Annotated in this window: 13 protein-coding genes; 6 read left to right on the top strand and 7 right to left on the bottom strand. The window is 73.5% G+C overall.

All coding sequences use genetic code 11. From position 1 onward, the window contains the following. Positions 1–347 (top strand): NUDIX domain-containing protein (locus ACRX5S_RS20580; RefSeq protein ID WP_436774467.1); only part of this gene is annotated, 347 nt, incomplete at its 5' end. Between the two features lie 34 nt (positions 348–381). On the opposite strand, the gene ACRX5S_RS20585 is transcribed toward ACRX5S_RS20580, so the two are convergent. Both ACRX5S_RS20585 and ACRX5S_RS20590 read right to left on the bottom strand, forming a co-directional pair. Further along, positions 382–1,548, bottom strand: a complete 1,167-nt coding sequence (locus ACRX5S_RS20585; protein WP_436774682.1) for a lactate 2-monooxygenase — start codon at positions 1,546–1,548, stop codon at positions 382–384. Positions 1,549–1,782: 234 nt separating this feature from the next. Further along, positions 1,783–2,529: a hypothetical protein gene (locus ACRX5S_RS20590; RefSeq protein ID WP_436774468.1), complete on the bottom strand. Its 747-nt coding sequence runs from the start codon at positions 2,527–2,529 to the stop codon at positions 1,783–1,785. A 175-nt stretch (positions 2,530–2,704) separates the two neighbouring features. On the opposite strand from ACRX5S_RS20590, the gene ACRX5S_RS20595 reads away from it, so the two are divergent. Further along, positions 2,705–3,967 carry a sensor histidine kinase gene (locus tag ACRX5S_RS20595; RefSeq protein WP_436774469.1) on the top strand — a complete coding sequence of 421 codons (1,263 nt, stop codon included), beginning with the start codon at positions 2,705–2,707 and terminating at the stop codon, positions 3,965–3,967. Between the two features lie 8 nt (positions 3,968–3,975). Next, complete coding sequence (locus ACRX5S_RS20600) at positions 3,976–4,680, top strand: response regulator (protein WP_436774470.1); 705 nt, start codon at positions 3,976–3,978, stop codon at positions 4,678–4,680. Positions 4,681–4,798: 118 nt separating this feature from the next. Here the strand turns inward: ACRX5S_RS20600 and ACRX5S_RS20605 are convergent, their stop codons facing one another. Both ACRX5S_RS20605 and ACRX5S_RS20610 read right to left on the bottom strand, forming a co-directional pair. Then, positions 4,799–6,187: a serine/threonine-protein kinase gene (locus ACRX5S_RS20605; RefSeq protein ID WP_436774471.1), complete on the bottom strand. Its 1,389-nt coding sequence runs from the start codon at positions 6,185–6,187 to the stop codon at positions 4,799–4,801. Then, on the bottom strand, positions 6,174–6,821 hold the full coding sequence (locus ACRX5S_RS20610; protein ID WP_436774472.1) for a hypothetical protein: 648 nt from the start codon (positions 6,819–6,821) through the stop codon (positions 6,174–6,176). Before ACRX5S_RS20610 ends, ACRX5S_RS20605 begins: the two co-directional genes overlap by 14 nt. Positions 6,822–7,033: 212 nt before the next feature. Between ACRX5S_RS20610 and ACRX5S_RS20615 the strand changes: the two genes are divergently transcribed. From ACRX5S_RS20615 to ACRX5S_RS20625, 3 genes are read left to right on the top strand one after another with little or no spacing between them, the layout of a single operon-like run. Further along, positions 7,034–7,942, top strand: coding sequence for a hypothetical protein (locus tag ACRX5S_RS20615; RefSeq protein ID WP_436774473.1), 909 nt, complete (start codon positions 7,034–7,036; stop codon positions 7,940–7,942). A 15-nt stretch (positions 7,943–7,957) separates the two neighbouring features. Beyond that, the gene (locus tag ACRX5S_RS20620; protein ID WP_436774474.1) at positions 7,958–8,098 is read left to right on the top strand and encodes an SDR family oxidoreductase; all 141 of its coding nucleotides are present in this window, start codon (positions 7,958–7,960) and stop codon (positions 8,096–8,098) included. Between the two features lie 43 nt (positions 8,099–8,141). After that, a complete protein-coding gene (locus ACRX5S_RS20625; RefSeq protein WP_436774475.1) occupies positions 8,142–8,657 on the top strand; it encodes a YchJ family protein in 516 nt (171 codons plus the stop codon). Positions 8,658–8,742: 85 nt separating this feature from the next. On the opposite strand, the gene ACRX5S_RS20630 is transcribed toward ACRX5S_RS20625, so the two are convergent. The 3 genes from ACRX5S_RS20630 to ACRX5S_RS20640 all read right to left on the bottom strand — a co-directional run bounded on the left by ACRX5S_RS20630 (position 8,743) and on the right by ACRX5S_RS20640 (position 12,885). Continuing rightward, positions 8,743–9,180: an ankyrin repeat domain-containing protein gene (locus ACRX5S_RS20630; protein ID WP_436774476.1), complete on the bottom strand. Its 438-nt coding sequence runs from the start codon at positions 9,178–9,180 to the stop codon at positions 8,743–8,745. A 325-nt stretch (positions 9,181–9,505) separates the two neighbouring features. Continuing rightward, a complete protein-coding gene (locus ACRX5S_RS20635; RefSeq protein WP_436774477.1) occupies positions 9,506–11,143 on the bottom strand; it encodes an ABC-F family ATP-binding cassette domain-containing protein in 1,638 nt (545 codons plus the stop codon). Positions 11,144–11,283: 140 nt separating this feature from the next. Next, positions 11,284–12,885 carry an MFS transporter gene (locus ACRX5S_RS20640; protein WP_436774478.1) on the bottom strand — a complete coding sequence of 534 codons (1,602 nt, stop codon included), beginning with the start codon at positions 12,883–12,885 and terminating at the stop codon, positions 11,284–11,286. Between the last annotated feature and the right edge of the window lie 24 nt (positions 12,886–12,909).

The raw sequence follows: 12,909 nt of genomic DNA on the forward strand, positions 1-12,909 counted from the left end.
GCGCCCGCGACGAGGCGGGCGCCTGGGACTGCGGGGCGGGCGCGCTGGAGTTCGGCGAGACCTTCGAGGCCGCCGTCACGCGCGAGGTCCGCGAGGAGTACGTCGCGCCGCCGCTGGCGATCCGCGGCCTCGGCGTCCGCAACGTCCTGCGTGGCGACCCCGTCGAATCGCACTGGGTGGCGGCCGTGTTCGCGGTGCGCGTGGACCCGGCCCGAGTCGCGATCGGCGAGCCCCACAAGTTCGACGCCCTCGACTGGTTCACCCCGGACCGGCTCCCCGAGCCGCTGCACACGCAGCTCGCCGAGACCCTGCGCATGCTGCCGGACGACCCCGCGACCTGGGGCTGACGACCCTTCCGGCCGCGACGCACGGGTCCGCAACTCAGCGGCGCACCAGCACCCGCGGGTTCAGCTCGTCCACATGCGCGTGCCCGGACAGCGCCAGCGTCAGGTCGAGTTCGGCCAGCAGACAGCGCAGTACGTGGCGTACCCCCTCCTCGCCGCCCAGCGCGAGACCGTAGGCGTACGGCCGCCCGACCAGCACCGCCTGCGCGCCGAGCGCCAGTGCCTTGACGATGTCGGCACCCGAGCGCACCCCGCTGTCGAACAGCACCGCCATGTCGTGTCCGACCGCTTCGGCCACCGTCGGCAGCGCGTCCAGCGCGGCGATGGCGCCGTCGACCTGGCGGCCGCCGTGGTTGGACACGACGACGCCCTCCATGCCCGCGTCCCTTGCCCGCCGAGCGTCGTCGGGGTGCAGGATGCCCTTCAGCACCACGGGCCCGTCCCAGTGCTCGCGCAGCCAGGCCAGGTCGTCCCAGGTGAGCGCCGGGTTCGAGAACAGGCCCGCCCACTGCGCGACCGCTCCGAACGGGTCCTCCTCCGCGGGCTTCGCCAGCTTGGCGCGGAACACCGGGTCGCTCAGGTAGTTCGCGATGCCGATCGATTGCAGGAACGGCAGGTACGCCTGGTCCAGGTCGTACGGCCGCCACCCCAGCATGCCGGTGTCCAGCGTGACGACCAGGTGCGTGTAGCCCGACGCCTTCGCCCGCGCCAGCAGGCTCGCCGCCACCTCGGGGTCGCGCGACCAGTAGAGCTGGTACCAGCGCGGCCCGTCCCCGGTTGCCTCGGCGACCTCCTCCATGGGCGTCGAGGACGCCGTGCTCAGCACCGTCGTCAGGCCGAGTGCGGCGGCCGCCCGGGCGGCGGCGGGCTCGGCGCCCTCGTGCACGATCGACAGCACGCCGATGGGGGCGAGCAGGACGGGTGCGGGCATGGGGGTGCCGAGGACCGTACGGGAGGTGTCCCGTACCGCGACGTCGGCCAGCATGCGCGGCACGATGGCCCAGCGGTCGAACGCCTCGCGGTTCGCCCGCACCGTCGACCCCGTGCCGGCCCCGCCCGCGACATAGCCGAACGGGCCCGGCTCCAGCACGCTGCGGGCGGCGTCCTCCAGCTTCGAGGGATCGGTGGGGAAGGGCGGCACCCCGCCGCCGAGCGCACCGTTGAGGTAGATCTCGTCCTGGAAGCGGGAGAGGGCCGCGGACATCTCGGCGGGCGGTGCGTCCGCCTCGTCCGGGCGCGGTCCGTCCTGCTGGTCATGCGTGTTGTTCGAGGTCATCGACCCTTCATACACCTCACGGGTGCAGACATCGATGCGTGCGGACGGACGCGCGCGGAGGCGGCTCCGACCTGGGGGCCGCCACAATCCGCCGCCGCCGATCGGCCGCCTGTCAGCCGTCGATCCGCCCTCGATCCGCCGTCGATCCGCGGTCTCCCCAGGTCACCCGTTGCGCCTGCGGCGGAGGTAGTAGGCGACCGTGACGACGCCGAGCAGCGGACCCCAGAGCACCAGCGGCGCGTAGGAGGCCGTCATGATCCAGTACTTCGTGCCGTCGGGGGCGGCCGGGTCGCCCATCGCGCCGGGGTCGTTCCAGGCAAACGCTCCCATGACGGTGATCAGCGTGACCGCCAGGGCGCCGAGCGAGGCGGGTATGACGGCGGCCAAGGGCGGAATGCGCCGCCCGCCGAGCCACGGCACCCGGCGCGGCAGCACCTCGCCCCAACGCTGCACGAGGCCCAGCGCCAGCAGCCCCACCAGTTCGGCGAAGATGCTCAGGCCGATCAGGTAGAACGACGTACCGCCGGGGAAGTTGGAGTGGTGCAGCGGATCGCCCGCCGCGAACCCTGAGTCCCAGCCGAACGCGATCGCGACGCGCCACAACCCGCTGGGCAGCAGGGTCAGCGCCGCGGCCTTCGCCGTCCACCGCAGCCAACGCGCGACCTCAGGGCGGTCCGACGTGCCTTCGGTTCCGCCCGCGACATCCGCCCGCGTCGTCTTGGGCCCCCGATCGCGGCCCCCGTTCCCCGCCGACACCTCGATCGCAACCCTTGCCTCGGTCCCAACCTCTTCCGCGCTCCTCACCTCGGTCGGCTGCATCGGGTCCTTCTGCGCCGTCGCGCGACCGACCCGGGAAGTCGTGGCGGTGACGTGTGCGGCGGCGGCGGGGTTCGGGAGCGTCGCGGTCATGGCTGAGTCCCTGTCAGGAGGCGTCGTGGTGATGGCTCAAGCCTCGTCCGCACACCGGGTCCGCGGCCATCCGCCGATCGGCAGATCATGCCGCTCACCTGCGGAGTGGCCCGCGGAGCGGCTACGCCGATCGGCAGATGCCCGGTGCCGCGGCCCCTCGCATAGCCTCGTGTCCGTGTCCACGATCAAGGAAGACGAACGCGGTGACCCCGCCGCCGGGGCCCCCGCCCGCCGATCCCTACGCGGTGGGTCCCGGTACGCCTGGGCCGAGCCGGGCGCCGCCCCCGGCGTCCTGTCCAGGCGCGACCGGGCCGTTGCGGCGTTCTCCGGTGCCGCCGTCGTCGTCGCGCTCGTCCTGACCCGCGGGCACGGCCTCCACAACACCGTCCCGACGGTCCTCGTCCTGGCACTCGCGCTCTGGGCGCTGATCTGCCGGCGCCGGGCGCGGTACGTGCTGGCCTGGCCCGTGGCCGCCGTCTCCGTCCTGTCGCTCGCCGCCGACTTCGCCCGGCCGCACCCGATCCCGGAGGCCGCCGGCGCCTGGAAGATCACCGAAGTCTTCGTGCTGATGGCCCTGATCGGCGCCGTCGTGTGCTGGTCGCCGCGCCGCGACGCCCTGGTCGGTGCAGTACTCGGCGGAGCCGCGGTCTCGCTCTGGACGATCCCCTTCGTGGACGACGGCACCTGGCAGGACCGGGCGTTCGCCGTGGTGTTCTGGGCCGCGGCGGCCGCGATCGCGGCGGGCGTCGGAGCGTACCCGCGCCGCCTTGCCGGTCGCGGGCGCCGCGCCGTCGCCGCCGCGCGCCGCGAACAGCAGCTCGAACTCGCCCGCGACCTACACGACTTCGTGGCCCACGACGTGAGCGCGATCGTCGTCCAGGCGCAGGCCGCGCGCTTCGTCGCGGAGACCGACCCGCGGGCCGTCGTCCAGGCGCTGGAGCGCATCGAGAAGGCCGGTCTGAGCGCGCTCGCGTCGATGGACCGTACGGTGCAGATGCTGCACGCGGCCGACGGCGCGCCGCTCGGCGCCTCGGCACCGCCCGGACTCGGCGAACTCCCGGATCTGGTAGGGAGGTTCGCCGCCGAGCGTACCGGCGGCGCCGACCTCGCCATCGAGCCCGACGCCGAAGCCGGGCTGCCGCGCGAGGCGGGCGCGGTCGCGTACCGCGTGGTCGTGGAGGCGCTCACCAACATCAGGCGGCACGCGGCGGCGTGGTCGCGGGTCGAGGTGAGCGTACGCCGCGACGCGTCCGGCATCCGGGTCGCCGTCGCGAACGACGCCTCGTCCGCCGGGGCCCCGTGGACCCGGGGCCGACGGGGCGGCCGCGGCCTCGTCGGCCTGCGCGAGCGCGTCGCCGCGGTCGGCGGGACCCTCGACGCCGGACCGGACGGCGGCGGCGGATGGTGCGTCGTGGCCCGCTTCCCCGAGGAGGCATGATGGCCGCGATGAGTACGCGCATCCTTCTCGCCGACGACCAGGACGACATCCGCAGCGGATTCCGCCTGATCCTCGACTCGCAGCCGGACATGACCGTCGTCGGCGAGGCGTCCGACGGCGAGACCGCCGTCGCCCTCGCGCACGAGCTGCGGCCGGACGTCGTACTCGCCGACATCCGCATGCCGCGCCTCGACGGCCTGGAGGTGACCCGGCAACTCGCGCCCACCACCCGCGTCGTGGTCGTGACCACCTTCGACCTCGATGACTACGTGCACACCGCGCTGCGCCACGGCGCCTGCGGATTCCTGCTGAAGCGGTCGGGCCCCACGCTCCTGATCGAGGCGGTGCGCGCGGCGATGGCGGGGGACACGCTGATCAGCCCGCAGATCACGGTACGCCTGCTCAGCCGCCTGTCCGCGGTGGCGGACCGGCCCGTTGCCGGGACGCCTGCCGGGCCCGCCCCCGTCGCCGCCGCGGCGACCGAAGCGGCGGGCGCCGCGCACCCGCTGACCGAACGCGAACTCGAAATCGCCCGCCTCGTGGCGCGCGGCCTCACCAACGCGGAGATCGCCGCAGCCCTGTTCATCACCGCGGGCACCGCCAAGACCCACATCGCGAACATCCAGGCCAAGCTCGCGGCCCGCAACCGCGTCGGCATCGCGGCGTGGGTGTGGGAGAACGGCCTCGCCGAGTCCAGCGCCGAGACCGCCTGAAGAACACGGGACCGACGGCGTGTACGACGGTGACGTGAGCGATGAAACCCAGCGAAAGCGCCTGGCCGGACCTACCCCCCTTCCGTGCCACCACCGTTGAGCCGAGAATGCGCCACCGTCAGCGGGTCGCCGATGCCAGCCACCGCCGGGTTCGGGGCAGCGCGGCGGCGATCATCGCGCCCGCGGCCGCACAGCCGGTGAGCAGGCCGACGACCAGGAACGCGTGTGTGTCCTCGGATCCCGCGTCTCCTCCCGTGAGCGCGACCTGCACGCCGATGCTGAAGCCCTGGAGGGCTGCCAGGGTCCCGGCGACCACGATCGTGCGCCGGCCGGCGGGCCTGCGGCGCGCCAGGAGCCACGAACCGAGCAGCAGTCCGACTCCGGCCACCGCGGTCGCCACCAGGTTGCCCATGATCACGCCTCTCGGCGCCCCCTCGTCGTCGACGAAGCCGATCGCCCGGGTGAACACGTAGGCGACCCCGGGAACACCGAGAAGGGCGAACACGACGGCCGCCACGGCCGACCCGGGCAGGGGCTCGGCACCGTGAAGTATGCGCGGAGCCGGGCCGCTTGGACCGGCGACCGGCGTCGTCGTGCGTGCCGTGGTCGGTGGTGCGGTGGGTGGCGCGGCGGGTGTGCGGGGCCGGGTCGAGGTTGCGTGGATGCGTTCGAATCGCCGTAGCCTAGACGCCAGTTCGGCGGCCGTCGAAGGCCGGTCGCCGGGGTCCTTGCTCAGCAGGGCCAGCAGGAGGTCGTCCCACGCGGTCGGGAGCCCCGGCACCAGTGAACTGGGCGCAGGTGGGGGCTGCGTCAGGTGGGCCGTGAGGTACCCCACCGTGTCCGGTGCCTTGAACGGCAGTTCGCCGGTGGTGAGTTCGAACAGCAGGCAGCCGAGGGCATACAGATCGCTGCGCGGCTCGGCGTGGCCGCGTGCCTGCTCGGGTGGCATGTACGCCGGTGTGCCCACGATGAAGCCGGTCTGCGTCAGCCGGTCGGCAGCCGCGTACGGGTCCGCCGCCCGGGCGACGCCGAAGTCGAGCACCTTGGCCGTCCTCGCCGCCGTGACCAGGATGTTGGACGGCTTGATGTCCCGGTGCAGGATCCCCGCGTCGTGCGCTTCTGCCAGCGCCCCGCAGATCTGCACTCCCCACCCGGCCGCCTCCGCGACGCCGACGGCGCCCTCGCGCAGGATCTCGTCCATACCCCGGCCTCGGACGAGCTCCATCACCAGGAACGGAGCGCGGCCGGCGTCGGACGCCGTCTCGCCGAGGTCGTGCAGCGTCACGATGTGCGGGTGTTGCAGGCGTGCGGTGAGCTTCGCCTCGCGCAGGAACCGGGCGCGCGACTCCGTGCCCCGGCTTCCTCGACCGGACAGCAGCGAGATCACCTTGACCGCGACCGGCCGGTCGAGCGTTTCGTCGTGGGCCTCCCAGACCTCCCCCATACCGCCCTCGCCGAGCCGGCGCACCAATCGGTAGCGTCCGCCGAGAAGTTCATCGCGCACCATGCTGCCGCCCCGTCAGGTCGCGCGGTGGGGTGCCGTCGAGGGCTTCCAGTTCGTCGGCTCGGCGCAGGTCCTTGGGGCGGCCCACGGCTCGGCGCATCGCGATCAGGTCCTCGCGGCGCAGGTAGTGGACGGTGACCCCGTCGCCCTCCGCGGACTCCGCACGGGTGAGATACGCGGCTACATCCAGGTCACCCCAGGGCAGTTCGGGTGTGCACAGGTCGCCGCTCGCAGCCGGCGTCGTGTAATCGCACTTGTTGCGGCGTACCGCGGCGGGGGTCGGGGGCGCGGAGGTGCCGTCGTCCTCGACGAGGGCGCCGTCGACCGACGCGAGTGCCGTGGAGATCGCCGCCGCCTGCTCGGCGGAACCGTCCCAGAGCAGGTCCAGGTCGCCGGTCAGTTCGCTGGAACCGTGCATGATCCCGGCGACTTGGCCGATCACCACGACCCGCGCACCGGCCGCGTGCAGTGCCGTCAGGAAGGGCAGCGGGTCGAAGCCGATGGCGCTGTCGGTCGCCAGCGTCCCGGCGGTGTCGTCCGCGTCGTTGTGGGTCAGGCCGGACGCCGGGCGCCCGCGGGTGAGTTGGGCCGTCCGGCGTACTGCGTCGCGTAGTCGGGCAAGAGCTTGATCGGTCATGCCGCCATCCAACCCACTGCGCGCCGCCGCGTCGCGCCGATCCGCGCGAAGCCGCGGCGGATCCGCGGCGGATCCGCGGAAGCGGAGGTGGAAGTGGAAGCGGAAGCGGAGGCGATCTGGCGGGCACGGCGTCCGGGACGCCCGACAGCGCGGCGCGCCGAACGTCCGAAACGTTCAAGACAGCCGGGCCCGCGGACGCGAAGCTGGGGGGCATGACTCACGTCGACCTCCGCGCCGCTTCCGACTTCATGGCCACCCACGCCCGCATCCTCGATCGCCTGCGCTTCCGCGTCCTGGTGGGCGACGCCGTCGACGCGGGGCAACTGCTCGCGGCGGTGGACGCGTACCGCAATCCGGACGGCGGCTACGGCTGGGGCCTCGAATGCGACCTGCGCTCGCCGGAGAGCCAGGTGGGCGCCGCGCTGCACGCGTTCGAGGTGTTCGAGGACGCCGCCGCGCCCACGCCGCACCAGGGCGCGGCGCTGTGCGACTGGTTGGCCTCGATCACGCTGCCGGACGGCGGCCTGCCGTTCGCACTGCCGATCACCGACCCGGCGGGATCCGCGCCGTGGTGGGGCATGAGCGACCCGTCCGCGTCGTCGTTGCAGCTCACGTCGGTGGTGGCGGCCGCCGCGCACCGCGCCGCCGCGTACGACCCGGCGATCCGCACGCACACGTGGCTGAACCGGGCGACGCGCTATTGCATCACGGCCGCGATCCGCACCGCCGCCGAGGGCCGCACCCCTCACGCGCTCGAACTGGCCTACGCCGTACGGCTCCTGGACATGGAGGCGGTGCGCGCCGCCCACCCCGACGCGGCGGAAGCGCTGGACGTCCTGGCCGCCCACGTCCCCGCCGACGGTATGGTCCACGTCGACGGCGGCACCGAGAACGAGTACATGCGCCCGCTCGACTTCGCCCCGCTGCCCGGCACCCCCGCGCGCCGCCTCCTCGCCTCCGCCGACATCTCCGGCGAACTCGAACGCCTCGAACGCGGCCAGCACGACGACGGCGGCTGGACGGTCGAGTACGCCCGCATCTCGCCCGCGGGGGCCATGGAGTGGCGCGGGCACGCCACCGTCCGCGCCCTGGGCCTCCTGCGAGCCAACGGCGTTCTGTAGGCACCACGGAGTCCTGTGTCGGACCCACGGGTGCCGATGGGCAGGTGGGCCGATCCCACCGAACTCGCCGGCGCCGCACTGCTGTTGGCAGGACCTGCGGCGTCGTACGTGACCGGTGCCGTGCTGCCGGTGGACGGCGGCTGGACGGCGCACTGACCGGTAGGGGGAGCGCGCGGGACCGGAACGCGATAATGGCCGCATGTCCCGACGCAAGGCCGGCCAGGCACGTTCCGCGAAGGCGGGTTCCCGGAAGGCGGGTTCCCGGAAGGCACGCTCCCCGCAGGTGGGTGGCGCTGTCCCCGCGTGGCCCGCGATGGACCCGTCGGAGCCGTGCCCGTGCGGGCGCGGTGAGGCGTACGGCGACTGCTGCGGGCGGTTCCACCGAGGCGACGCCGCCGCGCCGACCGCCGAGCGCCTCATGCGGTCGCGCTACGCCGCCTTCGTCGTCGGGGACGCCGCCTACCTGCTGCGCACCTGGCACCCCGACACCCGGCCGGCGCAGCTCGGCCTCGACCCGCGCACCCGCTGGCTCGGCCTCGACGTGCTCGACACGACCGACGGCGGGCCCTTCCACAACGACGGCACCGTCGCCTTCCGCGCGCACTACCGCGAGGGCGGACGGGACGGTGTGATCGACGAGCACAGCAGCTTCACGCGCGTGGACGGGGCGTGGGTGTATGTGGCGGCGCTGGGCGGCGGATCCCAGTCGGGTTGAACCGGTCTTGCCTGGTCCGGGCTCGGCTGGTCCGGGCTCGGCTGGTCCGGAGTCGCCTGGTCCCGAACCTGCGGACCCGGACCGATCAGACCAGAGCGAGCGGTACGAACGCCCCCGCGTCCCGCAGGATTTGCCGGGTCGACGGCTGCTCGTACCCCGCCTGCGTGGTCCACTGGATCGCGGTGCGCCCGAAGCCGCCGTCCTCGCGCCGGTTGACGTCGGCGCCGCCCGCGAGCAGCACCCGTACCGCGTCGTCGTGCCCCCAGCACGCGGCCCCGCACAGCGGCAGCCCCTCCTCGCCGTGCCCGCTCTCGCGGTTCGGGTCGGCCCCGGCCGCGATCAGCAGTTCGGCGATCTCGGCGTCGCCGCGCACCGCCGCGGCGTACAGCGGCGTGGTGCCCTCGGAGTCGGGGCGGTCCGCGTCGGCCCCGGCGCGCAGCAGGCGCCGGGTGGCCTCGATGTCCGCGAAATGCACGGCAATGACGAGCTTGTTGGACAGCTTTTTCACGGTACGGCGGTTCATGGGCCTCGGCGATCCGGTACGGGCGGGGGTCCGCGGGTGGGTTCGTAGGGTTTGTGAACGGTGGTTCGTAAAGGGTTTGTGAATGAAGCTTCGTAAACTGTTTGTGAACGTTGATTCGTAAAGCTTTTGGTGAACCGTGATTCGTAAAACCGTTTGTGAACGCTGGTTCATGAACTGCTCGGGCAACGCCGGGCCGCCGGGCGGCGGCCGCAGCGATTGGGGAGGCCGGTGACGACCGGGTCCGGCGGGGACACAGCCTCCACTGGCCGCCCACTGAAGGGCCGCCCACTCAAAGACCGCCCACTGAAAGGCCGTCAACCTCCGTCTAACGGTCCGTGATGTGCCCCGCCTCGACGGTGATCCGGCGGTTGGTCTCCACCGCGTCCAACATGCGCCGGTCGTGTGTGACCAGCAACAGCGTCCCGTTGTACGACGACAGCGCGGACTCCAGTTGCTCGATCGCCGGCAGGTCGAGGTGGTTGGTCGGTTCGTCGAGCACGAGCAGGTTCACGCCGCGCGCCTGGAGCAGCGCCAGCGCGGCACGCGTGCGCTCGCCCGGCGACAGCGTCGCCGCCGACCGCAGCACGTGGTGGGACTTGAGCCCGAACTTGGCCAGCAGCGTGCGGACATCCTCCGGCGCCATGTCCGGCACCGCCGCCCCGAAGGCGGCCAACAGGGTGTCGTCGCCGAGGAACAGCCCGCGCGCCTGGTCGATTTCGCCGACCACGACGCCCGGGCCGAGTGCCGCCTGCCCCTCGTCCAGCGGAACGCGCCCGAGCAGCGCGCCGAGCAGGGTCGTCTTGCCGGAGCCGTTCGGGCCGGTGATGGCGACCCGGTCGCCCCAGTCCACCTGGAGTTCCGCCGGGCCGAAGCAGAAGTCGCCGCGGCGCACCACCGCACCGCGCAGCGTCGCGACCACCGCGCCCGCGCGCGGGGCCGCCGCGATCTCCATGCGCAGCTCCCACTCCTTGCGGGGCTCCTCGACGACATCGAGGCGTTCGATCATGCGCTCGGTCTGCCGGGCCTTGGCCGCCTGCTTCTCGCTCGCCTCGGAGCGGAACTTGCGGCCGATCTTGTCGTTGTCGGTCGCCTTGCGGCGGGCGTTCTTGACGCCCTTGTCCATCCAGGAGCGCTGGGTGCGCCCGCGCTCCTCCAGGGCGGCCTTGGTGTCGGCGTACTGCTCGTACTCCTCGCGGGCGTGCCGCCGGGCCACCTCGCGTTCGTGCAGGTACGCCTCGTAGCCGCCGCCGTACGCCCTGACCTGCTGCTGGGCCAGGTCCAGCTCCACCACGCGCGTCACCGTGCGGGTCAGGAACTCGCGGTCGTGACTGATCAGCACGGTGCCGGCGCGCAGTCCGGTGACGAACTTCTCCAGCCGGTCGAGGCCGTCCAGGTCGAGGTCGTTGGTCGGCTCGTCGAGCAGGAAGACGTCGTACCGGCTGAGCAGCAGCGAGGCCAGCCCCGCGCGGGCGGCCTGGCCGCCGGACAGCGAGGTCATCGCCTGGTCGAGGTCGACCGACAGGCCCAGATCGGCGGCCACTTCGTCGGCGCGCTCCTCCAGGTCGGCACCGCCGAGGTCGAGCCAGCGCTCCAGGGCGACGGCGTACTCGTCGTCCGCGCCGGCGCGCCCCTCGACCAGGCCCTCGGTCGCGGTGTCGAGCGCGGCCTGCGCCGCCGTGACGCCGGTACGCCGCCCCAGGAACTCCCGTACGGTCTCGCCCGCACGCCGCTCCGGCTCCTGCGGCAGGTGGCCGATGGTCGCGGTGGGCGGGCTGACCTGGATCGTGCCGCCCTCGGGCGCGGCCAGGCCCGCCACCATGCGCAGCAGCGTGGACTTCCCGGCGCCGTTGGCCCCGACGAGCCCGACGACGTCGCCGGGTGCGACCACGAGGTCCAACGCGGAGAACAGGACGCGGTCCCCGTGCCCGGCGGAGAGGTCCTTGACGACGATCGTGGCGCTCATAGGACTGCGATGTTATCGGGCCCCGGGCCGCACACGGTGCCCCCGCCACCGCGGCCCGCGACGCCATCGGGTCCCGGCCCGCACACGCCGTTCCTGCCGCCGCGGTCCGCGATGCGGCAGCCGAGCCCGATCGGTCGGGCTCAACTGCCGCATGCTGCCGACGAGACGCAATGTGCGTCCGCCGCCGCGGCGGGATCGACCGGTTCGACCTCCTGCCGGGCCACGTCGATCGACCCCGCGGGCGCCTCCGGGCCTCGGGCGAAGGCGAGGAACGCGCCCGCCACCAGCGCGGCCGCGGCCGTCCAGCCCGCGAAGCGGAGGCCGTCGACGACCGCCGCGTCCGTCGGGGCGGCGCCGAGGCCGCGGTTGGCCGCGGCGACGAACGCCGCGAGCCCTACCGCCGCGCCGATCTGCTGCGCGGTTGTGGCGACCGCGGAGGCGACGCCCTGTTCGGCGGCCCGCACGCCGGACGCCGCGGCGGCGAACAGCGCGGTCCAGCCCATGCCCACGCCGAGCCCGTACACGACGATGCCCGGGACCACCTCGCCGTATGAACCGTTCGCGTCCATCCCGATGGCGATCAGGGCCATGCCCGTGCCGAGGACCGCGAGGCCGGCGAACAGCGCGGCTCGGACGCCGAGCCGGTTCAGGATCGGCGCCGCGACCTTGCCGCCGCCCACGACACTCGCGAGGCCGAGTGGCAGGAAGGCGAACCCGGCCTCCAGCGCGCTGAAGCCGAGCACGTTTTGCAGGTACGTGGTCAGCAGGTAGTACTCGGCGCCTCCCGCGGCGAAGTACACGAACCCCACCGCCATCGACACGGCGAGGCTGCGGTTGCCGAACAGGCGCAGCGGGACCAGCGGGTCGTGCGTACGCGACTCGACGACCAGGAACAGCACGATGATCACGACGCCCGCGACGAGCGCCCCGGAGCCCTGGGCCGTGCCCCAGCCCTCCTCGGGCCCGCGGACCAGGCCGAAGACCACCAGCGCGACCCCGATCGTGGCGAGAAACGCACCGGGCAGGTCGAATCCCCTCGCACCGCTGGGTCGTTGGCTGCGGCCGGTCGCTGCGGCGTCGGCGGACGCGGCGGCCGGGATGAGCCTGGGGGCGGCGATCACGGCCGGGATGGCCAGGACGGCGTTCACGTAGAAGACCGCCTCCCAGCCGAGTTGGGCGGTGAGCACGCCGCCGAGGACCGCGCCGGTGGCCAGTCCCGCCGAGGCGACGGCGCCCCAGACCGAGAGCGCCCGGTTGCGTTCCGGACCTTCGGCGAACGAGGTGTTGAGCAGTTTGAGGATCGCCGGTCCGAGCAGCGCGCCGCCGGCGCCCTGCACCGCGCGGGCGGCGATCAGGACGCCGGGGTCCTGGGCGAGCCCGCCGACGAGCGAGGAGGCGCCGTACAGCCCGAGCCCGATCATGAACATCCGGCGGGCGCCGAGGCGGTCGGCGGCCCGTCCGCCGAGCAGCAGCAGCCCGCCGAAGACGACCGTGTACGCGCTGACGACCCATTGCGACGACGTTGCGGAGAAGCCCAGGTCGCGGGCGATGTCGGGGAGAGCGATCCACACGATGTTGTAGTCGATGGCGATGATGAACTGCGCGAAGGCGAGCAGGGCCAGGATCGGCCCGGTCTTCGGTCCGGTCTCCGCCTCGGCCTTCGGGCGGGGCCCGGCGGCGCCGGGTGTGGGTGCGGCTGCGGCGGCCGTGTGGCCGGTGGGTGTGCCGGTGGGTGTGTCCACGGTGGCAGGTGCCCTTCGTTGCGT

It is taken from the genome of Yinghuangia sp. YIM S09857 (assembly GCF_051388915.1).
Lineage (GTDB): Bacteria > Actinomycetota > Actinomycetes > Streptomycetales > Streptomycetaceae > Yinghuangia.

Excerpts from the sequence above, each read along its gene's own strand:
- ACRX5S_RS20585 (WP_436774682.1), bottom strand. The coding sequence starts at position 1,548 with ATGTCCGCGGCCCTCTCCCGCTTCCAGGACGAGATCTACCTCAACGGT.
- ACRX5S_RS20590 (WP_436774468.1), bottom strand. The coding sequence starts at position 2,529 with ATGACCGCGACGCTCCCGAACCCCGCCGCCGCCGCACACGTCACCGCC.
- ACRX5S_RS20600 (WP_436774470.1), top strand. The coding sequence starts at position 3,976 with ATGAGTACGCGCATCCTTCTCGCCGACGACCAGGACGACATCCGCAGC.
- ACRX5S_RS20605 (WP_436774471.1), bottom strand. The coding sequence starts at position 6,187 with ATGGTGCGCGATGAACTTCTCGGCGGACGCTACCGATTGGTGCGCCGG.
- ACRX5S_RS20610 (WP_436774472.1), bottom strand. The coding sequence starts at position 6,821 with ATGACCGATCAAGCTCTTGCCCGACTACGCGACGCAGTACGCCGGACG.
- ACRX5S_RS20615 (WP_436774473.1), top strand. The coding sequence starts at position 7,034 with ATGACTCACGTCGACCTCCGCGCCGCTTCCGACTTCATGGCCACCCAC.
- ACRX5S_RS20625 (WP_436774475.1), top strand. The coding sequence starts at position 8,142 with ATGTCCCGACGCAAGGCCGGCCAGGCACGTTCCGCGAAGGCGGGTTCC.
- ACRX5S_RS20630 (WP_436774476.1), bottom strand. The coding sequence starts at position 9,180 with ATGAACCGCCGTACCGTGAAAAAGCTGTCCAACAAGCTCGTCATTGCC.
- ACRX5S_RS20635 (WP_436774477.1), bottom strand. The coding sequence starts at position 11,143 with ATGAGCGCCACGATCGTCGTCAAGGACCTCTCCGCCGGGCACGGGGAC.